The following is a 23,180-nucleotide window of genomic DNA, read 5'->3' on the forward strand; positions in this document are numbered from 1 at the left end:
TTTCATAATATTGATAAATGCTTTTAAAGATTGACAGCTCCTATAAGAAAATTAGTAGTACAAACAAAATATCCATCTGTACTACCAGCTTTCTTAATATATTATAATATTCTACTGTCCTCTAAACTAGCATTTATCAAGGACTAGGAGGAGGTGTAAGTCCTAAAAGAACAGGCGTTATTACGCTACTGCCAGCACCAAGGCGGATTTGTTGCACTTGCAATACTTTTACAGTAAGTTCTAAGACAATTTTTTCACGTAATGTGCTGAATGTCCCTTCAGGAGCCGCCATAATCGGTGAAAAATCAAGTTCAAAGAAGTTGGCAGCTACTAATTCACCAAATGGTTGTTCATTGTATTTAACAAGATTTTGGAAGAAAGCCTTATCTAATCGAGCATCCATTTGTGTTCTTTCGTTAAGGAAGTTCGCTTCAGCAAACTCGGAAATGCCTAAGATTGGTGTTGCGCCTCCAGGTGTTTGTGGGAAAATAAGATCTGTAAAACCAGAAAACGGAACGTCAGCAATTCTATCTCGAAGTGCCCCATTACATGCTGATGAAGCATATTCAATATTTTTCCGAATATGTCCTGCTACAAATAATTTAGCTCTTGTTACTCTAAAGAAATCAGTGCCACCAATACGTGCAAAGCTAACTGGTACAAGTTTCACTTGATTTAGGAAGACATTCTTTTTCACTCGTTTGATTTCTGTAGCAGCAGGGCTAAGTGTAATATCCGACTCAACAACGATTTGCAGTGTTGGTTCTGCCAATACAACTGGAACTTTGATAGTTGGCGTTGTAACTGGAGTAGTGACTACTGGTGTAATCTCATTCGTTAATGGAATTTGTTCAGTTGATGTTACAGGACAAGGTTGAAATTGGCTTTCTAATTGATCGCTCAAAAAATTCCCTCATTTCATTTTTTTAGTATTAGAGAGCTCTCCTATCGCTAGAATATGTAGCATTTAAATCTATACATGGACGTATATATTAGTTTTATATTCATTTTATTTGAATTAAGGGATAAATTTCTATAACCCTCCATTACCTTGCCAGTCAAACAGTACTTTAATTTTTTGTACTTGTAACATTTGGATAATTAATTCTAATACTATATTTTGACACAATCGATTGGGATGAATGGCTGACTTATTTTGCGTATTAGATACCCTATACTCAATATTATGCTGTATGTAGCCTTCTATAAATAAATTCCCCTTTAATACAGTTCTTGTTCCATTTCCCAATGACTGGGATCTATGAATAGGTACAAATCTACAATCGGATAGTACTACCTCATTTGTGATCTCTTTAACCTCTTCAATTCCTTTATCAAAAGCAATTTTTTCCTCCATACATATTTCTATTTTGTATTCCCCTAGCACAACAGGAACTCGTATATGTATAAAAGGCTCAGAGGAATTAATTTCTCCTTTTTTAATTGCTTGTGAGTTATGTAAGGGAACTACTACTGATTTAAACGGATGCTGCTCACTACCATTTTTTTTATTAGTATCCGTTCTCATTAAAGAAATCATTTGATTAATGTTGGAGCTAACCAAACGACAATCTGGTTGTTCAGGGTAAATCGAAATCGTTTGGAGTAGCTTCGTCTGAAGTTGGGGAGATAGGTTATCATTTAAATCAAGAAAATCAAATATTGTATTTTGAACATTTTCACCATAAATAGGAGCATGAAGAAAATCGTTAATTTCTACATAAGTAGAAAAGGGACTTTTTTGGATAATGGTGCATACTTCTCCTTGTAAAGACTTTGCAATCTCTTTATTACGATTTGGAGGATTGTTTTTCTCCTTTTCTGCTATATCATCCAAATGCATATTATTTTCAGCCTCTGACAGCGCTCTATTGAAAGATTTTGGATTATTGTCTGATTGGGCTGTTGAATTTTGTTCTTCAAGGGAGTTCTCATCACTATCTAGTAGATGGTCAATTTCTACCTTTGTTGGACTGGGTACGATTTGATTGCATGCTATCTGGTCTAAAGTGAATTCCTCTACATGGTTCTCATCCATATGTCGGAAATTTTCTTCGTTCTCCTTAACATTCGCTTCTATAGGTATGGTTATGGACGCTAATTGCTCTATTAAGGTCACTTTTGTGTGACTCTCATCGATATCTAGAGGATGTTCGTTTTCTTGCTCAACATTTGTTTCTTTAGATATAGGTAGATCTTCATTAGATGCTAATAGCTCTGCTAAGCTAGCATCCTCCCTGAAGTTCTCAAAATTTGGGTGATGTTCGTTTTCTTCCTCAATAGTCGGCTCCATAAGTTCGGAGAGCTCTTCATTAGAGATTATATGGTCTGTTAAAGTTGATTCCTCTGTAATTGGTTTATATTCTTTTTCATCAAGCAGATTATTATTTCCATTAAAAGTCTGTTCTAATGGAGATTCGTCATCTATTTTAGTTTGATACCTCCACTCAGTGTATTTATTTTGTTTAGAGGATATTTTTTTCATCTCTCTAAAATTAATCCATGGAGTTGCCATTCATTCACTCCCAAATAATGATTTGACAAAAAAAAGCATAACAATCAATTTTTATTTAAGTTTTAATCCATTAGCTAATTCTTCTGATGCGATTATGTTAGGACAATTGAAAATCTACAATACTAATTACAATCCATATTATGCAATATTTTTACTTTTGTCACAGTCCCCACCATGAGATACAATTGGAAAGCGCATGTCCTTATCTTGCCAAAAAAAAAGCAGTTAAAAGTTCGAGTAAAAGTGAACTTTCAACTGCCCAACAACATATTTGATTTTATATCAGTATTATTGTTACCATTTTTGCTCCACTACATAAAAAAATTAACAAGGCTCAGTAGGCGGAATCATATCAGGAACAATTGGTGTTGCTGGTGGAGTAAGCCCTGGTAGAACAGGTGTTACTACACTACTTCCAGCGCCCAAACGGATTTGTTGTACTTGCAATACTTTTACAGTAAGTTCTAATACAATTTTTTCACGTAATGTGCTGAATGCTTCTTCAGGAGCTGCCATAATCGGTGAAAAATCAAGTTCAAAGAAATTGGCTGCTACTAATTCACCAAATGGTTGTTCATTGTATTTAACGAGATTTTGGAAGAAAGCCTTATCTAATCGAGCATCCATTTGTGTTCTTTCGTTAAGGAAGTTCGCTTCGGCAAACTCAGAAATGCCTAAAATTGGTGTAGCGCCTCCTGCTGTTTGCGGAAATATAAGATCTGTAAAACCTGAAAACGGAACATCAGCAATTCTATCCTGAAGGGCCCCATTACATGCTGATGAAGCATATTCGATATTTTTCCGAATATGTCCTGCTACAAATAATTTAGCTCGTGTTACTCTAAAGAAATCAGTGTTAGCAATACGTGCAAAGCTAACTGGTACCAATTTCACTTGATTTAGAAAGACATTCTTTTTCACTCGTTTAATCTCTGTCGCTGCAGGACTAAGTGTAATATCCGACTCGACAACGATTTGCAGTGTTGGTTCTGCCAGTACAACTGGAATTTTAATAGTTGGCGTCGTAAGTGGTGTAGTAACTAGTGGTGTAATCTCATTCGTTAAGGGTATTTGTTCAGTTGATGTTACTGGACAAGGTTGAATCTGATTAAATTGTTCACTCAAAAAATTCCCTCATTTCAATATAGTATTAGTGAGCTCTCCTATCGCTAGAGTATGTCGCAATTAAATCTATGTATGGACATTGAACTTGTTCTTTTACATATTTTATTTGGAATGTTTGAGGTTGTGATTTTCCCGGTTGATCTTACACAATGGGCTAAAACTCCATTTAAGCAGGGATTTAACGCAGACCCCCTTCAAATATGATTTACGTAAAAAAACCACTTAATAATATTAAGTGGCTTTCTCTAAGTTATGTTGATAATAAATTATACATAGCTGTTATTCAAATTCATAGGATATGGCAGACAGTGCGTATAATGGCGCTGTTTCTGCTCGTAAAATTCTCGGTCCTAATGACATCGTTTGAGCGCCTGCTTGTAATAGCGCTTCTGATTCTTGACGAGAAATGCCCCCCTCAGGACCAAAGATAATAAGCATTGATTTCGACTTTTTATCATACACGTTTTTTAGCTTCTCCGCAAACCTTGTGCGCTTTTCAGCCTTTGCATCCTCTTCATCAGCAATAAAAACGGCATCGAAATGATCTATTTGTTGTACTAGCTGTTTAAATGATATAGGTTCAAAAACTGTTGGAATATGCGTACGGTGAGCTTGTTCCGCAGCTTCCTTAGCAATTTTCTGTAATCTTTCTTGCTTTTTTGCTCCTTTTTTCTTGTCCCATTTCACAATGGAGCGCTCAGCTTCAAAGGGTAATAAAGCAAACATTCCTAGCTCTGTGGCTTTTTGGGTAATAAGCTCCAGCTTATCACCCTTCGGTAAACCACATGCTACTGTTACTTGAATGGGTAACTCTGGGGAAGGGATTGTTTGTCCAGTCGCTTCAATGACAACCTCATCCCCTTCAAATCCTTCAATTGTGCATATATACGCAGTGTTTTGTGCAACAACTACAATGTTGTCGCCTTGCTTCATACGCATCACTCGTTCAATATGCCGTGCATCTTCTCCACTAATACGTGCATTTTCGATAGCTGTCTCAATAAAATAACGTTGCATGCCACACAGTCCTTTCTAGCAAGAAAGGAAAACGCCAAATCACAAGCACACGGCTCACGATTTGGCGCTTCCTCAGTCATGTTATAGTGGACGACGGGCAATAATGGCTACCCAATCTTCCATTAATAATACTTCTTCAATCACAAAGCCTGAAGCTTCTAGTGCTACTTTCACATCATCTCGTTTTGCACCGATGATGCCCGAAGTGACATATAATCCACCTGGTTTTACAATTGTATACGCGTCATCTGTGAAGGACATGATGATTTCAGCCAAAATATTAGCGACTACTACATCTGCTGGTTCTTTTACAGTATCCAATAAGTTACCATGGAACACTGCCACCTTATCTTCCACTTTATTTAATGCTACATTTTCTCGCGCTGAACGTACAGCTACCTCATCTAAATCAAGCGCATGCACACTTTTGGCACCAAGTAATGCTGCACCAATAGACAATACACCCGATCCTGTACCGATATCAACAACTGTATCCCCTTCTTTAATGACCTTTTCAAGTCCTTGTAAACACATTACCGTTGTTGGGTGGGTACCTGTACCAAATGCCATACCAGGGTCTAATTCAATAATTAGTTCATCTGTTGAAACAGGTGTGTATTCCTCCCATGTCGGTACGATAGTAAAGCGTTCAGAAATCTTAACAGGATGGTAGTATTGCTTCCAGGCCGTTGCCCAATCTTCTTCATTGACTTCCACAATGGATACCACATTTTCACCGATATCAATGTTAAAGTTCGTTAAATTTGTGATAGCTGCTTTTATTTCTTCGACTGTTTCATTTAAAAAACTAGACTCTGATAAATAAGCTTTAACAATCACGCCATCTTTCGGAAAATCATCTTCATTTAGCGCATAAATTTCACCATATTGATCTTCACGTGGCTTCGCAAACTCTGCAGAATCTTCGATGACAACACCACTTGCACCTGCTTCATGCAAAATATTCGAAATTGCTTCTACCGCATCATTTTTTGTATGAATGGATAATTCTGACCACTTCACGTAGCTCTTCAGCTCCTCTAATTATTCACCTTGGAATTTTTTCTTAATTTTATCGAATAGTGAACTACCTTGTTCTTCAGGGATATCGCCACTAATTTCTGCAAATTCTCGTAGTAATTGTTTTTGTCTTTCCGTTAATTTTTCTGGTGTCATAACTTTTACTGTCACATATTGATTACCCATACCATAACCATGAACATTTTTAACACCTTTATCTTTTAGACGGAATTGAGCACCTGACTGTGTTCCAGCTGGAATACGTAATTTTACTTTCCCATGGACTGTTGGTACTTCAATTTCATCCCCAAGTGCTGCTTGAGGGAATGTTAATTTCAACTCGAAGTAAATATCGTCTCCATCTCGTTCAAAATCCTTGTGACCTTGAACGCGGAACATAATATATAAATCCCCTGCAGGTCCACCGTTTATACCTGGTTCACCTTGACCAGATACACGAATTTGTTGTCCATCATCCACACCTGCTGGAATCGTCACTTTAATTTTCTTACGTTTTTGGACTTTTCCTTCTCCACGACAAGTCGTACATTTTTCTTTAATAATTTTACCTGTTCCATGACATGTTGAGCATGTACGACGATTCATCATACGACCAAATGGTGTATCCACTGCTTGATTGATTTGACCTGCACCTTTACATGTCGAACATGTTTCTGGTTGCGTGCCTGGTTTTGCTCCTGAACCGTGACATGTTTCACACGTTTCATCTTTCGGGATTTCTATTTCTGTTTCTTTTCCAAAAATTGCTTCCTCAAATTGGATGTTCATACGATATTGCAGATCATCCCCTTTACGTGGAGCATTTGGATCTTGACGGCGACCACCTCCGCCAAAGAATGAACTGAAAATATCCTCGAAGCCGCCAAAGCCGCCCCCTCCAAAGCCACCACCAAAACCAGCATTCGGATCCTCATGACCAAATTGGTCGTAGCGTGCTTTTTTCTGGTCGTCACTTAATACTTCATATGCTTCAGCGATTTCTTTGAATTTTTCATCTGCACCTGGCTCTTTATTAAGGTCAGGGTGATATTGTTTTGATAATTTACGGTATGCTTTTTTAATCTCATCTTTTGTAGCCGATTTTGTTAAACCAAGCACCTCGTAATAATCGCGTTTCTCCATGATTCACACTCCGCTCTGTTTGCATAAAATCTATTGTAACATGCAGTTGAAAAAACTGCCTCATTTTTTCGATTAAAGGTTCTATAAGTTCCAAAAATGAAGATACTCACTTCCTAGCAGCTAACGTATGCAACTATCCCATAAATGGTGCATTTACGTGAAGTGACCTCACATCATGACAAAAGCCAAAGCCGCAAGCGGTCTTTGGCTTTTTCACTTTACTGTGTTACTTCTTATTTATCATCTTTTACTTCTTCGAATTCAGCGTCTACAACACCGTCATCTTTTTTACCAGCACCAGTGTCTGCACCTGCATCGCCGCCTTGAGCTGCTTGAGCAGCTGCTGCCGCTTGTTCGTAAACTTTCATCACTAGTGGCTGTAATACGCCTTCTAGTTTTTCTTTAGCTGCTTTAATACCTTCTAATTCACCAGCTTCAAGCGCTTTTTTCAATTCGTCACGAGCATCTTCCACAGATTTTTTCTCGTCTTCTGTAATTTGCTCACCAAGGTCAGCAATTGTTTTATCCACTTGGAATACTAATTGGTCTGCTTCGTTACGAAGATCTGCTTCTTCTTTACGTTTAGCATCTGCTTCAGCATTAGCTTCAGCGTCTTTTACCATGCGTTCAATTTCTTCCTCTGATAAACCAGAATCAGATTGAATCACAATTGTTTGCTCTTTGTTCGTACCAAGATCTTTTGCTTTTACAGATACGATACCGTTTTTATCAATATCGAATGTTACTTCGATTTGAGGTACACCACGAGGTGCTGGTGGAATATCTGCTAATTGGAAGCGACCTAATGTTTTATTGTCAGCTGCCATTGAACGCTCACCTTGTAGAACATGAATATCTACTGCTGGTTGGTTATCAGCTGCTGTAGAGAAAACTTGAGATTTTGAAGTAGGAATAGTTGTGTTACGGTCGATTAATTTTGTGAACACGCCACCCATTGTTTCAATACCAAGTGAAAGAGGTGTTACGTCAAGTAATACAACGTCTTTCACATCACCTGTTAATACGCCACCTTGTACTGCAGCACCCATTGCAACAACTTCGTCAGGGTTAACACCACGGTGAGGCTCTTTCCCTGTTTCTTTACGTACTGCTTCTTGTACTGCTGGAATACGTGTAGAACCACCCACTAAAATAACTTGGTCAATTTCAGAAGTTGACAGACCTGCATCAGATAATGCTTGACGCACTGGTCCTACTGTACGATTTACTAATGGTAAAGTAATTTCGTCAAATTTCGCACGCGTTAAAGAAATTTCTAAGTGTAATGGACCTGCTTCTCCAGCTGTAATGAATGGTAGAGAGATTTGAGTTGATGTTACACCAGATAAATCTTTTTTCGCTTTTTCAGCTGCATCTTTTAAACGTTGCATCGCCATTTTATCTTTTGATAAGTCAATGCCATTTTCTTTTTTGAATTCAGCTACTAGATATTCGATAATTGCGTCATCGAAATCATCTCCACCTAGTTTGTTATCACCAGCTGTAGCTAGTACTTCAAAGACACCGTCACCTAACTCAAGGATAGACACGTCAAACGTACCGCCTCCAAGGTCAAATACTAATACTTTTTGATCTTGATCTTGTTTATCTAATCCATAAGCAAGAGCTGCAGCAGTTGGTTCGTTGATGATACGCTCTACTTCTAGACCTGCGATTTTACCAGCATCTTTAGTTGCTTGACGCTGTGCATCGTTAAAGTAAGCAGGAACTGTAATAACTGCTTTTGTCACTTTTTCCCCTAAGTAGTCTTCAGCATAGCCTTTTAAATATTGAAGAATCATTGCAGATACTTCTTGTGGCGTGTAGTCTTTATCTTCTACTGTTACTTTTTCAGCCGTACCCATTTTTGATTTAATAGAAATGATTGTGTTAGGATTTGTTACTGATTGACGTTTCGCCACTTCACCAACTTGACGTTCACCATTTTTAAAGGCAACAACAGATGGCGTTGTACGGTTTCCTTCTGGGTTTGGAATTACTTTTGGTTCTCCACCTTCAAGTACAGAAACGCAAGAGTTTGTTGTTCCTAAGTCAATACCAATAATTTTGCTCATTAAAATTTCCTCCTATTATGTCAACGCAAGGGATGCGTTTTCTAACTAATTTTAATTGACTAAATAGTGCAAAGACTATTCGTTCACAGATACCATTGTTGGGCGTAATACACGATCCTTTAAGATATACCCTTTTTGTAGTTCGCGTAAGACGATACCCGTTTCTTTTTCACTATCTTGTTCTTGCATAACAGCTTGGTGAATCGTTGGATCAAATTGCTCACCTTCAGCTTTAATCACTTGCAGACCTTCTTTTTCTGTTGCTTCAATTAAAGAGCGATACACCATTTCAATTCCTTTAATGATCGATGCAGTCTCTTCAGAAGTTGTCTCTACTTGTAAAGCACGTTCAAAATTATCAAGGACTGGTAATAGATCAGATAGTAAGCTTTGGGCGCGATACTTTTCAGCTGCCTCACGGTCTAACTGATTACGACGACGCATATTATCGAAGTCAGCACGTAAACGTAGGTGACGATTTTCTTCGTCAGCCAGCTTTGCTTGTAGTTCAGCCAGCTTAGCCTCATACTGTTCTTCTATTGATAACTCTACTTCTTCCTGAACTTCTGTTTGCTCTACTTCCTCAGTTGTCGTTTCAGCTTGTACATCTTCTTGTACTAAATCTTTGTTTTCCGTTGTTTCCGTCACTTGAATCCTCCTCATTATCATTCACTACGATTCTTCATAAAGGCTTGTGTTAAATCCAAGCGCATTACGTCTAATAAAGCCACAACACGCTTATAATCCATACGTGTAGGGCCAATAATAGCAATGGCTCCCTGTTGATCATCACCAATAGAATAGGTAGTGGTAATGACACTGCAATTTTCCATTTCTAGTTGTTTATTTTCTGAGCCTATCCGAATATGAATACCTGATTCATTCGGATGGAAAAGTGACTGCACTTGGCTAGTCGTCTCCATTAAGTCCAAAATCATTCGGACTTTATTTAAGTCATGGAATTCTGGTTGGTTGAACATATTCGTTTTCCCACCATAGAAAATTTTACTTTCTGAATTATGCATTGTTGCTGTGATAAGTGCGCGAATAAAATCATCCGCTGATCGAACATGTTGCTGTAACACTGCTAGCACTTCAGCCTCAAGGCTTTTATGGAGATCTTCTAATGAAACTCCAATAAGGCGATCATTTAAGATATTTACCATTTTCTCTAAATCAGAAGCGGTAAAGTCAGGTGGTAGATTGAACATGCGGTTTTCTACATGCCCATTATTCGTCACGATAATCGCTACTGCTGTGTCGCTAGAAAGAGGGACAATTGAAAACCGTTTAACACGATGCCTTTGGACATCAGGTCCTAAAAGTATGGAAGTATACGATGTCAGCTCTGATAAAATGTTGGCTGACTTTCGGATAATATGCTCTACTTCTACTAGTCGATCATTAAAAATTGATTGAATTTGTTGAATGTCCTTGGAATTGATACCTTGAGGACTCAACAAATGATCTACATAAAATCTGTAACCCTTTTCCGAAGGCACTCGACCAGAGGAGGTATGCGTTTTTTCTAAAAAGCCTAATTCCTCTAAATCCGCCATTTCGTTTCGAATAGTGGCTGGACTAAATGTAATCCCTTGTTTTTTGGAGATTTGGCGAGAACCTACCGGCTGCGCAGACACAATAAAGTCGTCTACAATGACTTGCAATATCTGTAACTGCCGATTTGTTAGCATGATTATCACCTCTGTTAGCACTCAACTAAGAGGAGTGCTAATACTATTATTAAGTTATCAAATCCCACATTTTATGTCAACGATATCGCTCATTCTTCTAGCAAAAATTGTTGAAATACTTCATTGCCCACAAAACGCCCTTTTCTTGTCAGGCGAACACCAAGCTCATCCTGTTCTAAAAGCCCCTTTGACACTAGATCTTTTATTACCACATCATAATGCGCAGTCATAGGTGTTTTAAATTTCTCTTCATATATAGAGTGCATAACACCCTCTGTTTTTCTTAGCCCTAAAAACATTTGTTCTTCTCTTTTTTCCACTTGTGATACTTCATGTGCGTGGACAATTGGTAGCTCATTTGCCTCAACAGCTTCCATATACTTTTTTAATGGACCGTGATTAGAATAGCGTATACCTGCTAAATACCCATGAGCTCCTGCGCCAAACCCCGCATATTCATCATTATCCCAATAAATCTTGTTATGCTCTGAATGATATCCTGGTTTTGCAAAATTACTGATTTCGTATTGTTGAAGCCCATGTAAGGCCATTTGTTGCATCAGCACATCATACATATCCGCTTCTAAATCTTCTGTCGGTAAATACAGTTTCCCTTTAGCGTACTGATTATAAAAAATCGTTTTGGGTTCCACAATAAGAGAATAGGCAGAGAAATGTGGCAAATCAAGAGTAAAAGCTTTGGCTAATGAATCCTTCCATTGCGCCATCGTTTGCCCAGGTAAACCATACATTAAATCAATGCTGATATTACGGAAGCCAATTTTTCTAGCCAAGTCGATTGTTTCATAGACATGATCATTACTATGAGTGCGTCCAATCTTCTGTAGCAATCCCTGGTCAAAAGATTGTACACCCATGCTTAAACGATTAACACCACCGTCGAACAACACCTGCAATTTGGCTGCAGACAATTCATCTGGATTTGCCTCTGATGTAAATTCTGTCACACTATTCATTGGAATATACGTATGAATAGACGTTAGTAGTTTGTCCAATTGCTCAGGAGATAAGGCTGTCGGTGTTCCGCCACCAAGAAAAATCGTCTCGATGTTACGGAATGTTTCAGGATGTTTTTCGGTTGTTAGGGCCATTTCTTTTCCAAGTGCTTCTATATATTCATCCACTGGTTGATTTTTAAAGTAAAATTTATTGAAATCACAATAATTACAGATTTGATGACAGAAAGGAATATGAATGTAAACACCTCGTGCCATAGCAATCCCTTCTTTCGCGTTAAGTCTTTTCCATTTCTACATTATAACGAATCGATAGAAGGAACGCTATGAAACCTCACAGGTACTTTTAATGAATATTGATTCTGTAATGACAAAACAAACTGCACCTCCGATTATTAGTTAGAATCTAACAATCGAAAGTGCAGATTTTTCATGTATAAAAAATGACGCCCACAGCAATTCCTAACAGCACCAATAAATAAGGCTGTATTTTCCATCGAATTAAACACCATAAAAAGACAGCTACTATGAAAATATCTAACGTGCTGATGATGGTTTGTGTCACAATGGGATGTACAAAAGCAGCGGCTAGAATGCCAACGACTGCCGCATTTGCGCCTGCCATCGCACCTCTAAGTCGTGCAATTCGACTTAGGCTAATCCAAAATGGTAGCGCTCCAACCACTAGCAAAAACGCTGGTAAAAATATTGCGAAAGTAGCAATAATAGCTCCCGGAACGCCAGCAATGACCATACCGATATATGCAGCAAATGTAAATAAAGGTCCTGGAACTGCCTGTGTCATACCATAGCCAGCTAAAAAATCTGAGGTACTTATTTGACCACTTTGAACAAATTGTGTTTCCAGTAAAGGTAAAACAACGTGTCCGCCACCAAATACTAGGGCACCTGCAAGATAAAACTTCTCTATCATAGAAATCCACTCATGATGCCATAAAGCTGCTAATAGAGGTAAACCTAGGAGTAGCACGAAAAAAAGTACTAGTAAAACAATGCCCGTGGTTTTTGAGATGGGTATATGAACTAATTTTGAGGTATTACCCTCATCACTTTTTTTCAGTAGTTGAAAGCCTAAACAAGCAGCAATCAATATTGCTACGATTTGTGCCAATGGATTTAGCCATGTCAATACTGTTATCAATGTCAATAAAGCAATCAACCAATGCCATTTTGTCGAGAGTAGTTTTTTACCCATATCAAAAATAGCATGAGCGACAATCGCCACTGCTACTAACTTCAAACCATGAATCCAATCCATCTTAAACTCTGTATACTTGGAGAAATAGGCAAAAAGTATAAGTATCAGAACTGATGGTAAGGTAAAACCAAGAAATGATAGAAAGCTTCCTAGTACTCCTCCTCTAAGTAAACCAACCCCCATCCCCACCTGACTAGATGCAGGACCAGGCAAAAATTGACTTAACATAACGAGTTGACCATAATCATGTGCAGAAAGCCATTTACGTTTCTGTACATATTCCTGTTGAAAATAACCTAGATGAGCTGTTGGGCCTCCGAATGAGGTACAGCCCAATTTTAAAGCAACAAAAAAAATCTCCCAAAGCCTTCGCAAACTCTCAACTACTTTCCATATCTTTTATTTCATCTTACACGGAAAGCAGTTTTTTTTAGATTAAGAGTTTGTAAAATTTACTTCATTATTCATCTCTCTTTATTTTAATTGCAGAACCTACTTTACTACCCTCTTTATTGATTGGAATTAAAGTGTATTTTTTTTCTGTTAGATAGAGTGCATCTACACGACTTCCCCACCTTGTACCCTCTTTATTTAATGGATAGGGTGCTGCAAAATCCCATGATTGTCCAGATTTTGATTGGATTTTAAAGTGTAACGCATCATTGACAACACTTTCCTCAGCATGAAAATAAATCGTTGTGGAAATAGGTGTGGAGACAACTTTGTCAATGGTTATTTCCTGCTGATCAACATGCTTCACTTTTTTATCAATGGAAAAGATTTCACGATCTTGTTGTAATTGCTCTTGTGAAGCATCTACCTGAAATTCCCATGGCTTCTCAATTGGTGTTTCAACATTCCAATCTTTATAACGAATAACTAATTCTAATTGTTCATCAGCCGGAAAATCATCCATTTTAATACTATTATATATCGTATAGACGTTGGCAGACTTTGCTATGGACTGTCCTCCATTACGAACCATATAATCTTGCCCATTGACAAGAATTTGCGGAAAGAAAAATACTTGATGGTCTGGCTTAAACTCTTTTCCAGGTTCGAAAGTTGCATTTAGTAAAATTTGATTGTCATCTATAATCACTTCATTTAATGTTAACCGTCCTAAGCTATTGCTAGCTGTTTTCCCTACATCCGTTTTATAGGCTTCAAAATTCACATCCTGATCCCACCACAAATACAGCGTCGATCCACTAGCAATCATTAATAAAAGGATCACAACAATAAGCCACTTCTTACTTCTCCGATTTTCCTTATCCAAATCCACAACTCGAATCATATCATTGGACAACCGTACACCTCATTTTTATAAAAATCATTATGATTCATTGTAGTGCTCAATAATGCATTATATAACCTTCTATGTTGAAGATTCATTTATGTATAAAAGGATATTACATCCCTTTATGTAGATGACGTCCTTTATTGACTTCACGCATTAAATAGTCCACAAAGAGATCATCTCTTACTAGCCATGCTTGTTTATTTCGCTTTAAAAACCACTCCGCTTCATTAAAACTCGCAAAGGATTGTGTCAGTAGCATGTTATTTTTTTCAATTATCCAATCAACCTCATCGTTTGAATAGAGCATAAACATTTCATCTTGCTGATTTTTATAGAAAGTTCCAAACGTAGACCCTTTTACATTATAACGATTTCTTTTTGCATCCTCTGGAATAGGCTCTATATGGAATGTTGCCACTACATACTGCCTGTAAGCTTCCTCTGTTAATGAGCAGCCAGCAGCCTTTTGATGTCCACCTCCACCATATTTGGCAGCAATAGCTGACACATCAATATGATCATGGATTGTACGAAAGGATATCTTTTTACTGCCCATATTAATCATCGCAATATAATCAAGATGCGGATTTTCCTTTCCCAATTCATTGCCAAGCTCAGAAAGATAAGATTCTGCATAGACAACCCCAGCATAGTATTCTCCCAAAGTAGTTTGAATAAGCTCCCGTTTCTTACGCCGAATGTAACGCTCTGTTTTTTCTTCTTCCATGCTTAAAATTTTCTTTTCAAAATCATCAAAGTCAAAGTGATCACTTGTTTTTAAACGCTCAAGCATTTTCTCTTCAAATTCTTCAATAGACACTAGAAAAAAGAGTGCATTTAATCTTTGTGCTTGTAAATTGCCGTTCTTTTCCCATTCCCATGTATCGTATTGTCTTACTAACTCTACAAATTCAGAAACGGCTTCTGTTTTTTCTAATAGTCCATGGATAACCAGGTATTGATAATATAAAGATGTAGCTGACGTTAAAAAGCCTTGCTCATCCTCAATTAATACCTTTCCCCATTCATATTGATTGAAATGGAGTGCTGTCTTATGATGGTCCAACAATTGCACATTACCAGTCGCCTGATAATAATCATGAATCCTTTTTTCATTCTCTTCATTTGGAGAAAGATCTGTAATAAACAAAAATGTTTTCTGTTGATCATTCTCCAAAAAGAATTCGATTTCGCGATCAAGTGCTGTAATGGAATTGTAGCGTATCTTCACCTTATCGTTAAAAGCAAGCTTGGCTAAAATCCCACACCCTACTCCGTCTAAATCGTTATGTGATAATAATTTATACATGTTCTCACCTCGATTGTAGTATGGGTATTTTTTTGGTATTCAAACAGCTAATGAAGTTCAATACGTAACAACATGGATATTGTTTTTCAGATAACATACATTAAAACCATACATCTTTAGGATGAAAGGGGACACAGTGAATGAAAAGGAAACTAGCTTATAGTGGAATCGGATTTATTTTGTCTTTGTTTTAAACCTTTGTAATTGTAATTAAATTCTTTTATTCTTGCGAAATTTTCTCCAATTGGGCGATCACTTTATCGTATGTTGCCAATTTAATTTGTTCTAGCACTTTAATCTGAGCCTGTTGTCTTTCAGCTTCCATCATTATCAAAGTTGTTTCTACATTCATTTCCCTCTGCTCCTTCTACATTAAAATAGGTTATTTAGAATCTCTATTCAAAATCTCCTTGATTAACCCAAAATATTTCATCCAATGTCGCATTCACTGTATAGCAAATCAGTAAACAAAGCTTCAAGGATGGATTAAAACTCCCCTTCTCTATCCGTAGTACAGTCTGTCTTGATATTCCTACTGCATCGGCTAATTGTTGTTGTGTCAAATCTGCTTTGACACGTGCAATTTTTACATGATTTTTCATATATTAACCTCCATATATATGGAGTAAAATATAGTTTACTTTATGTAAATTATATATCACATATATTTTAAAAATAATATCTAATGTTACACCTATTTAGTAGAACAGAATATACTTCGTAGTATAAAAGAAAATAAAATAATTGGTATATTTATGGTAATTAAATATTTTTTATATTAAAATTTTCCATGAATGGTTTTTGTATATCAACCGTTCCCGAAATATCAGAAAAGAATGGGGGTCTTAAATGAAAAAATCAGTCCTACTTAGAGTATTGGCATTTATAGCCGTATTGCTTATCCTTTTTTCAGATGGGATACAAACCTATGATTTTCTTATCCTATTGTTTGCTGTTTTCTTTATAGGTACCCCGTGGTACAAATTTTTCAAAAAAAAGTAAATTTAAATTTAGGAGGAATAGTAAATGAAGAAAAAATTGATCTTTTTTGTAATGGTTATGTTTTTAGCATTTCAACCCCTATCTGTAAATTTAGGTGCTTTAGCTAAAGAAAAAAATGAAACTACTGACACTACTGATTGTAATAGTTGCTCACAACAAGCACCTTTGCAAATTGAAAAGAATGGTTTCCTTAATGACTCAGTAGTTGTAAATGAAGTGAAACAGGATTTAGATATTGCAGAGAATTTCACACATAGTGAATACAGTAGATAAGACTTTGATTGGCAAAATACTGAGTATATGGATTACGGTAAGAATAAAGATGGTTTGATGATTCCTTATAAAAAGAACAATGAAAGTTTTGATATTCGATTATTGACTACTTATGATAAAACCACTGGTGAAGTTGGCGAATTTATCATTATGAAATCAACTTTAGATATAGAGAATAATGAAATCAATGTTACTTATGCAACATTAAACAATGAAGACATGCTTGGTATGACTCTTGAAGTAGGTACAAATAAAGTAATTGATAAACAAGTTTATTTCGATGAAAATTCAGAAGTTTCCCTTTTATCAACTAATAGTGCTAAAGCAGGTTATTGGAGTGATTCATGGGAATGCTTAAAAAACTATTGGTATGATGCCCCTGAACTAACAAAACAAATTTGTAGTGCCGCATGTGCGTCAGTAATATTTGGTGGCAATGTTGTAGGTGCTGTTGCGTGTGCTAGTTGTTTAGGTTCTCATGTTATGGTATGTCTAATCCATTAATAGTTAATTAAAAATCCCCTTCTATGGACGTTTAAAAGGTAAACCGATAATAAAATTGTTTAATATTATTATAAAAATATAAGAGCCTTGCTACACTCTAGCGTGTAGTAAGGCTCTTTAAAGTTGTTTAATTCTTATTGAACTAAAGCACCCTGTTAGTTGAAGAACTAATTTTACGAAATAATTCCTTTATAATTGTTGTATAGTACTATATTATTCCGCATGTTCTTTCATTATTTTATCAAGTGCTTTAAGATAAGCATCTTTATTTTCCTTACTTAACTCATAAAGTGCATTATCCCAATTTTCCCCATCTACACCCGATAAATGTGGAGTACTTTTTAGTACAGCTTCTTGCATATTCGGTTTATCCTCTTTACTAGCGTCTTTAATAAGCTTTGTTGCTTTTCTTGCATCTGTAACCCCTACTTGTATGTCTTTGTGAATGTCTTTGTATTTAACAGGAACATTTATATATTCCATATTGTCTAAAATCTTATCCATCTTGATTGCTGTTTTTAAAATATCTTTTTCTTTTTCTTTGTCTTCCATAGCTTTCATCGAGTTTACTATGAATATCTTAAAAATATCACTCAAGCATTTGCCAACTACTCTAAGCAATCATGGAATATTGGCAAAATGGCTCAGATGAATAATCGTTTTTTAATTAGCCTGAGAAATAAGTTATTAACATTAACACCCCAAGTAATGATTCAAAAACAAGCACAGCATGTCTATAATTTTGAAACCACAAAATAAACAAACTATAACGAAATTCTTAAAATCTGCACTTTCTTTGTGCAGATTTTTTCTTTTAACTAGTCAAATAGATAAAAAGTAATAGCTCTTAAAGTTTTTCTTATAATAATATCATCATCCTTTTTCATTTTAAGATATTTCTTTAAAAATCAAGCTACAGTAACATAGTTAGAATTTGTCAATAAAACTTAGATTTTTCAGAAATGTCTATAAATATTTTTTCAGTAAAATATAATCACCATCTCTGCTAAAATATGCTATTATACCTTTAGTATAATGTCCTATTTTTATCAAAGTAAAAATAGAGGAAATATGAACTACAAAAGGATGATGAATATGCAAAATATCCAACAATTATTCCAGAGCGAAGATGGAAATATCCAACAAAGAGAGAATTTTTTGTCCCTATTAGAGAAAATTGTTTCCTCATTAGATGAATTAAAGAACCCAAATAAGACAACTCTTGGTCCAATGAAAGAGCGATCTGCTAATTTTTATCAAGAGCTTATGCAAGAGCATCAAGTGCCAACAACTGGGATCGGACTCGATCAAGTTGTAAAAGAATTGACACATTTAATGCAAGGACACCCTTATCATACACGTAACTTTGTAACAAATGTTTTACCGATGGCAAGTATTCCTGGAGTGTTAGGACAGTTTACAAATGCGCTATTGAATGGCAATAATTTATGGGATGTTTATGGTCCTGCTGCTGCTGAGTGTGAGGTTAAAGTAGTAGCAATGATGTCTAAATTAGTAGGCTATGATTATACGAAAAGTTTTGGCTATACTACATGGGGTGGACAAGGTGCTGTTTTTAGTGGACTTCGTCTTGCCATTGCAAAACAATTCCCTCAAGCAAAAGAAGATGGTGTTCCTACTAATTTATATTGCTTTGCTTCAGAGAATGCCCATTACAGTCTTTTAAAATCAGTAGAAGCCGTGGGTATCGGCAGTAAACATTTAGTGCGTGTAAAAGCAGGTAAAGATCATTCGATGGATGTAGAAGACTTACGTGCACGCATGACAGACGTCATCGAAAATGGCGGTATTCCTGTTTATGTAGTAGCGACAACAGGTGCTACTGATCAATTTGGTATTGATGATGTCCAAGCCATCAAAGAAGTCACAACAACCCTTGAGAAGAAATACAACTTACAACCAGTACATATTCATGCTGATTCGGCTTTAGGTGGTTTTTATGCCTTCTTTAATGATTATGATTTTAATAAAAACCCACTCCAATTCGAGTCAGAGGTTTTACAGGGATTAGCACAAATCCGTGAACGTATGCAACATCTAGCCATTGCGGATAGCCTATGCTTTGATTTCCAAAAGCTTGGCCAAACACCTTATTTAACTAGTCTATTTTTAATTAAGGAAGGTAAAAGTTTACAGCTACTAGATATTGAGGACTTTGATACGCCATATGTAGGCAATCGTGGTTATGGCTCTTATCATACTGGCTATACATTAGAATGCTCTCGAATGGGTAGCTCCATTGCTATTTTTGCTGCATTGCAGGCATTTGGTAAGGAAGGCTATCAACAACTATTAGCTAATTATGTACGTGTGAATTTAGCATTCCGTGCTCAATTAGCTGCGAAAACGCCAATGCTACAGGTGGTTAATGAATCCAATATTGGGCCAGTCACAGCGTTTCGTTTATATCCAGACGGCATGAATTGGCAAGCTGAACAAGCTGGTCACTATACACAAGACCAAATAGAACACATAAACGGTATCAATGCTTCATTCTTTGAAATTATTGGAGAAGGTCGAGACGAAGTATTCTTTGGTGACACAACGCGTGTTTGCACGGTTAGTACTAGTGATACAACACAACAAGTACCAGTTGCAGCGGCAAAATTTTTCTCTATCTCACCTTATACGGAGACAGAACACATCTCTAATATGATTCATTTCTTACAGCAAAAGCTTAAAGTACTGGAGGCGTCCCACATTGCGTATCGTCACTAAATTTAAGAGTTCTTTACTCTACAAATATATTGCCAGTTTCACCATTCCAATAGCGATTATTTCCTTGCTCTTTAGTATTGTGTTATTTGCCGTTTCTTACCGCATTATTGACAACTTTGTTATTAAACAATTTGAATCTACTTTAGAGATTACATCGACAACAATTTTTGAAGATATTGAGAAAAATGATGTAAAGGCAGCGGATAATGGTAGCCCTGACAAATACAAAAAGCTTTTAGATCAATTGAATGCAACGGTTAAAAAATATGATGTTGAAAACGCCTATATCCTTTCTAAAGCAAATGGTAAGGAACATATCGTCGCACTAAGTAATACCGACAATCATCAGCAAGATTATGTATTTAGTGAAGAAATGCATGAAGCCGTAGCTAGTGGTAACACACAAACAAGTGATATTTATAAGGATGAATATGGTATCCATAAATCCATTTTTATCCCATTTAAAGATACAGATATTATTTTCGGTTTAGATATGGATGCTTCCTTCATTTCTAAACTTCAAACGGAAACACTTTGGATTTGTATTATTTTAACGATAGTATTTGTAATTTTTGGTATAATCGTTGCTTACTTTATTAGTGTGGGCATTACGAAGCCTATTAAAAAAATGACGCGTTATGTTGGTCAAGTTGCACGGGGAGATTTGGCTGTTGAACCTCTCCAAATAAAAGGTTCCAATGAAATTGCCCAGCTTTCATCAGGCATTGAAAACATGACGGAAGATTTGCGTTCGTTAATTAAACAAATCGCTCAAAATGCTGAACAAGTGGCCGCAATGTCGGAGGAATTAACAGCAAGCTCTGAACAGACAAGTGCATCCATTCAGCAAATAACCTCTTCTATGCAAGAGGTTGCAGCGGGTTCAGAAAAGCAAACTTCTTCGATTGAAGAAGTGGATAGTCATATTACAACCATCTCTAACAAAATGTCAGAGGTAGTGACAAGTGTAACCGATGTAACAGATAAGGCATTCCAAGCATCTGCTATATCAGAAAAAGGCAACACAACAATCCAAGATGCTACTGAAAAAATGGCCGTAACATCTCAGGCTATTCAAGAGTCAGCAGCTGTAGTAGAACGTTTAAGCACATACACAAATGAAATTGGGGATATTGTGACATTGATTACCCAAATTACAGATCAAACGAATTTACTTGCATTAAATGCTTCGATTGAGGCAGCGCGTGCAGGCGAACACGGTAAAGGCTTTGCAGTTGTAGCGGAGGAAGTCCGTAAATTAGCCGATCAATCTTTAGAGGCAACTAACAGTATTCGTACACGCATTGAAACGATTAAAGAAGAATCTGCACAAGCCGTCAAATCAATGGCTATCAGTAGCAGTAATCTTGCTGAAAGCTCAACAACATTCAATGCATCCGGAGAGGCATTTGCTGAAATTTATACCCAAGTCACTGCACTGACGAGAGAAATGGACCATGTCAATAACGTGATGTCCAATATCAATGAAGGTGTTAGCAGTATTGCTAATTCTGTTGAACAAGTGGGGGTCGTAGCTGTTCAAGCTTCAGGCAATATTCAAAACGTAGCTGCTGCCTCTGAGGAGCAATCTGCAAGTATCGAAGAAATAACAGCTTCCTCTAATAACTTAGCTGAAATGGCTCAACAGCTTCGCAATATCATTCAAAAATTCCAGTTATAAAAATAACAAATCCGCTATGCACATTTTCGGCATAGCGGATTCTTCTTTCCATAAAAACTCTCCTACCAAAATGGTAAAAGTTTAGGCAATAATATTTTTCACAACTTTTGAAATAACGGCACCTTCAGCCTGACCTGTCAGCAATGGTTTTGCAATTTTCATGGCTTCTCCCATGTTCATTCCTTTTCCAACACCCGCTGCCACTAATTTCTCTGCAATTTCTTCTTCTGATAATTGCTTTGGTAAAAAGGATCTCAAAAGTGTCAATTTGGCTTCCTCTTTTTCAATCAGGTCTGCTCGCCCAGCCGTTTGTGCACCTTCTAAAGCCTGATTTGTTTGTTTGACCTCTCGATTAATAATAGCTATTTCTTCGTCAGCTGTTAAAGCCTCTCCCTTTTCTTTTTCAGCTGAATCTAATGCTGACTTTAAAAGAGATAATACACCCTTCGCTAACGTATCTTTTTCTCTCATTGCCGTTTTTAATTGTTCAAATACTTCTGTTTTTAACAATGATCTCACTCCTTCTAACGTCTATATCAAAAAAATTATATCATAAAAATCATGAAGGATTATAGTTCGTTGCATCTGCTAACTTTACTTTATAGTGTAATATTCCCTTTAACTCACCTTCATAAGAAAAAATGCCTTGCTGAATTAATTGACGCAGACGATAGTCAATCCATTCAACCTCTCTCAATTCTTCCATATGCCCCAGTACCTCTCCAATTAACCTAGCTGCAACTTGGTAATGAATTTCCTCTTGTTCTTCCTGTAAACGTTTAGCACAGGTAATGATCAAGTCATCCTCTCTATCCTCATTATTATTTCCCCAAAGTTCATGATATTTCCATGTATGTATGCAATCGTAATCATCCATTAACAGATTTAGCCCTTCTTTGCATAGGGAGTGCCTCAATGCTTCTTTTAATGGCCATCTTTGGAAATGTTCAAAAAAGTAAAGTAAATCCTCTGTGCTGACCTCTCCAGTCGATCTTGGATAATGATCCTCTGCTAACTGTGGTAAAGTATATAACTCATGAAATAACTGAAAAGTATCTAATACATAGATATCATTTGTTTTCTGTTCGAGCATCGCCAAGACGAGTCGAAGCCCTATTTGCTCATGAGCATTTTGACAAGTCCAAATCAGTATATCCTGATGAGGGGGGATATTTTTAATTTTCTCTATTGCTTCCTTCATCTCCCGCTCACATATGATCAATCCATCATCTTCTATTAGATAGCGCTGTTCCAACCATTGAAAACGAGCTTCAATTCCGTCCCTTGTATGTACATCTTTTAAAGGACCAACAGAAAAATTACCTGGCACAACAATAATCTCCTCGGACTTAGCATAGTCAGGATTACGAAAGGCTGCTTTCAAGCTCCCCCCAGGTGAATGACCGAATACAATATGCACTGTTTGTACCGTTGAAGCATCCCGCTCCTCAGCTTGCTGTAATAAAAACTGTAACATGCTATCTCTTGACTGTTCATTTATTAAAGTTAAAAGAAGCATCGACTTCGCATCAGCTTCACTCAATCGTTGTATTGACTGTTTTAGTTGGTTGATCTTCTCCATCA

The 23,180-nt window shown here is 36.7% G+C and carries 21 protein-coding genes and 1 pseudogene; 4 read left to right on the plus strand and 18 right to left on the minus strand.

Annotated features, from left to right (window positions below):
• Window positions 1–136 precede the first annotated feature (136 nt).
• The 15 genes from B3D98_RS13625 to B3D98_RS13695 all read right to left on the minus strand — a co-directional run bounded on the left by B3D98_RS13625 (window position 137) and on the right by B3D98_RS13695 (window position 15,999).
• The gene (locus tag B3D98_RS13625; RefSeq protein WP_054550096.1) at window positions 137–904 is read right to left on the minus strand and encodes a CsxC family protein; all 768 of its coding nucleotides are present in this window, start codon (window positions 902–904) and stop codon (window positions 137–139) included.
• Between the two features lie 129 nt (window positions 905–1,033).
• Window positions 1,034–2,515 (minus strand): BC_2427 family protein, encoded by a 1,482-nt coding sequence (locus B3D98_RS13630; protein WP_288583602.1) that lies wholly within the window; start codon window positions 2,513–2,515, stop codon window positions 1,034–1,036.
• A 324-nt stretch (window positions 2,516–2,839) separates the two neighbouring features.
• Complete coding sequence (locus tag B3D98_RS13635; RefSeq protein WP_048392182.1) at window positions 2,840–3,640, minus strand: CsxC family protein; 801 nt, start codon at window positions 3,638–3,640, stop codon at window positions 2,840–2,842.
• A gap of 279 nt (window positions 3,641–3,919) precedes the next feature.
• Complete coding sequence (locus tag B3D98_RS13640; protein ID WP_066036450.1) at window positions 3,920–4,657, minus strand: 16S rRNA (uracil(1498)-N(3))-methyltransferase; 738 nt, start codon at window positions 4,655–4,657, stop codon at window positions 3,920–3,922.
• 81 nt (window positions 4,658–4,738) lie between these two features.
• On the minus strand, window positions 4,739–5,680 hold the full coding sequence (prmA, locus tag B3D98_RS13645; protein WP_004227050.1) for a 50S ribosomal protein L11 methyltransferase: 942 nt from the start codon (window positions 5,678–5,680) through the stop codon (window positions 4,739–4,741).
• A gap of 21 nt (window positions 5,681–5,701) precedes the next feature.
• Entirely contained in the window at window positions 5,702–6,820 is a 1,119-nt protein-coding gene (gene dnaJ / locus B3D98_RS13650) for a molecular chaperone DnaJ (protein ID WP_016995416.1), read from the minus strand.
• Between the two features lie 233 nt (window positions 6,821–7,053).
• Window positions 7,054–8,895, minus strand: a complete 1,842-nt coding sequence (dnaK, locus tag B3D98_RS13655; protein WP_048392179.1) for a molecular chaperone DnaK — start codon at window positions 8,893–8,895, stop codon at window positions 7,054–7,056.
• Between the two features lie 75 nt (window positions 8,896–8,970).
• Entirely contained in the window at window positions 8,971–9,543 is a 573-nt protein-coding gene (gene grpE, locus B3D98_RS13660; RefSeq protein ID WP_004227038.1) for a nucleotide exchange factor GrpE, read from the minus strand.
• A gap of 17 nt (window positions 9,544–9,560) precedes the next feature.
• On the minus strand, window positions 9,561–10,589 hold the full coding sequence (gene hrcA, locus B3D98_RS13665) for a heat-inducible transcriptional repressor HrcA (RefSeq protein ID WP_004227036.1): 1,029 nt from the start codon (window positions 10,587–10,589) through the stop codon (window positions 9,561–9,563).
• 89 nt (window positions 10,590–10,678) lie between these two features.
• Window positions 10,679–11,824 (minus strand): radical SAM family heme chaperone HemW, encoded by a 1,146-nt coding sequence (gene hemW, locus B3D98_RS13670; RefSeq protein WP_288583612.1) that lies wholly within the window; start codon window positions 11,822–11,824, stop codon window positions 10,679–10,681.
• A 172-nt stretch (window positions 11,825–11,996) separates the two neighbouring features.
• A complete protein-coding gene (gene chrA, locus B3D98_RS13675) occupies window positions 11,997–13,160 on the minus strand; it encodes a chromate efflux transporter (RefSeq protein WP_081011011.1) in 1,164 nt (387 codons plus the stop codon).
• Window positions 13,161–13,245: 85 nt separating this feature from the next.
• Window positions 13,246–14,094 (minus strand): DUF4179 domain-containing protein, encoded by an 849-nt coding sequence (locus B3D98_RS13680; protein ID WP_048392177.1) that lies wholly within the window; start codon window positions 14,092–14,094, stop codon window positions 13,246–13,248.
• A 103-nt stretch (window positions 14,095–14,197) separates the two neighbouring features.
• Window positions 14,198–15,397 carry a DHH family phosphoesterase gene (locus tag B3D98_RS13685; RefSeq protein WP_054550091.1) on the minus strand — a complete coding sequence of 400 codons (1,200 nt, stop codon included), beginning with the start codon at window positions 15,395–15,397 and terminating at the stop codon, window positions 14,198–14,200.
• A gap of 220 nt (window positions 15,398–15,617) precedes the next feature.
• Window positions 15,618–15,749, minus strand: coding sequence for a hypothetical protein (locus tag B3D98_RS13690; protein WP_255501587.1), 132 nt, complete (start codon window positions 15,747–15,749; stop codon window positions 15,618–15,620).
• A gap of 43 nt (window positions 15,750–15,792) precedes the next feature.
• Window positions 15,793–15,999, minus strand: a complete 207-nt coding sequence (locus B3D98_RS13695) for a helix-turn-helix transcriptional regulator (protein WP_054550090.1) — start codon at window positions 15,997–15,999, stop codon at window positions 15,793–15,795.
• Window positions 16,000–16,423: 424 nt separating this feature from the next.
• Here B3D98_RS13695 and B3D98_RS13700 point away from each other — a divergent pair, with 424 nt between their 5' ends.
• Complete coding sequence (locus tag B3D98_RS13700) at window positions 16,424–16,672, plus strand: hypothetical protein (protein ID WP_288583617.1); 249 nt, start codon at window positions 16,424–16,426, stop codon at window positions 16,670–16,672.
• A 27-nt stretch (window positions 16,673–16,699) separates the two neighbouring features.
• A complete protein-coding gene (locus B3D98_RS13705; RefSeq protein ID WP_288583619.1) occupies window positions 16,700–17,176 on the plus strand; it encodes a hypothetical protein in 477 nt (158 codons plus the stop codon).
• A 213-nt stretch (window positions 17,177–17,389) separates the two neighbouring features.
• Here the strand turns inward: B3D98_RS13705 and B3D98_RS13710 are convergent.
• Window positions 17,390–17,725 (minus strand): annotated as a pseudogene (locus B3D98_RS13710) (hypothetical protein); the annotation flags it as partial.
• A 546-nt stretch (window positions 17,726–18,271) separates the two neighbouring features.
• Here B3D98_RS13710 and B3D98_RS13715 point away from each other — a divergent pair.
• Entirely contained in the window at window positions 18,272–19,915 is a 1,644-nt protein-coding gene (locus B3D98_RS13715; protein WP_054550089.1) for a pyridoxal phosphate-dependent decarboxylase family protein, read from the plus strand.
• Window positions 19,899–21,596, plus strand: a complete 1,698-nt coding sequence (locus B3D98_RS13720; protein ID WP_288583623.1) for a methyl-accepting chemotaxis protein — start codon at window positions 19,899–19,901, stop codon at window positions 21,594–21,596. Before B3D98_RS13715 ends, B3D98_RS13720 begins: the two co-directional genes overlap by 17 nt.
• An 81-nt stretch (window positions 21,597–21,677) precedes the next feature.
• On the opposite strand, the gene B3D98_RS13725 is transcribed toward B3D98_RS13720, so the two are convergent.
• A complete protein-coding gene (locus tag B3D98_RS13725) occupies window positions 21,678–22,106 on the minus strand; it encodes a GatB/YqeY domain-containing protein (RefSeq protein ID WP_048392170.1) in 429 nt (142 codons plus the stop codon).
• Window positions 22,107–22,155: 49 nt separating this feature from the next.
• On the minus strand, window positions 22,156–23,178 hold the full coding sequence (locus tag B3D98_RS13730; protein ID WP_288583626.1) for a DUF1835 domain-containing protein: 1,023 nt from the start codon (window positions 23,176–23,178) through the stop codon (window positions 22,156–22,158).
• Between the last annotated feature and the right edge of the window lie 2 nt (window positions 23,179–23,180).

It is taken from the genome of Lysinibacillus sp. UBA5994, assembly GCF_002429725.1.
Classification (GTDB): domain Bacteria; phylum Bacillota; class Bacilli; order Bacillales_A; family Planococcaceae; genus Lysinibacillus; species Lysinibacillus capsici.

What these genes read in the sequence shown, in the direction of transcription:
- B3D98_RS13630 (WP_288583602.1), bottom strand. Translation starts at nt 2,515, where the DNA reads ATGGCAACTCCATGGATTAATTTTAGAGAGATGAAAAAAATATCCTCT.
- B3D98_RS13640 (WP_066036450.1), bottom strand. Translation starts at nt 4,657, where the DNA reads ATGCAACGTTATTTTATTGAGACAGCTATCGAAAATGCACGTATTAGT.
- dnaJ (WP_016995416.1), bottom strand. Translation starts at nt 6,820, where the DNA reads ATGGAGAAACGCGATTATTACGAGGTGCTTGGTTTAACAAAATCGGCT.
- dnaK (WP_048392179.1), bottom strand. Translation starts at nt 8,895, where the DNA reads ATGAGCAAAATTATTGGTATTGACTTAGGAACAACAAACTCTTGCGTT.
- hrcA (WP_004227036.1), bottom strand. Translation starts at nt 10,589, where the DNA reads ATGCTAACAAATCGGCAGTTACAGATATTGCAAGTCATTGTAGACGAC.
- hemW (WP_288583612.1), bottom strand. Translation starts at nt 11,824, where the DNA reads ATGGCACGAGGTGTTTACATTCATATTCCTTTCTGTCATCAAATCTGT.
- B3D98_RS13685 (WP_054550091.1), bottom strand. Translation starts at nt 15,397, where the DNA reads ATGTATAAATTATTATCACATAACGATTTAGACGGAGTAGGGTGTGGG.
- B3D98_RS13690 (WP_255501587.1), bottom strand. Translation starts at nt 15,749, where the DNA reads ATGAATGTAGAAACAACTTTGATAATGATGGAAGCTGAAAGACAACAG.
- B3D98_RS13695 (WP_054550090.1), bottom strand. Translation starts at nt 15,999, where the DNA reads ATGAAAAATCATGTAAAAATTGCACGTGTCAAAGCAGATTTGACACAA.
- B3D98_RS13700 (WP_288583617.1), top strand. Translation starts at nt 16,424, where the DNA reads ATGAAGAAAAAATTGATCTTTTTTGTAATGGTTATGTTTTTAGCATTT.
- B3D98_RS13705 (WP_288583619.1), top strand. Translation starts at nt 16,700, where the DNA reads ATGGATTACGGTAAGAATAAAGATGGTTTGATGATTCCTTATAAAAAG.
- B3D98_RS13715 (WP_054550089.1), top strand. Translation starts at nt 18,272, where the DNA reads ATGCAAAATATCCAACAATTATTCCAGAGCGAAGATGGAAATATCCAA.
- B3D98_RS13730 (WP_288583626.1), bottom strand. Translation starts at nt 23,178, where the DNA reads ATGGAGAAGATCAACCAACTAAAACAGTCAATACAACGATTGAGTGAA.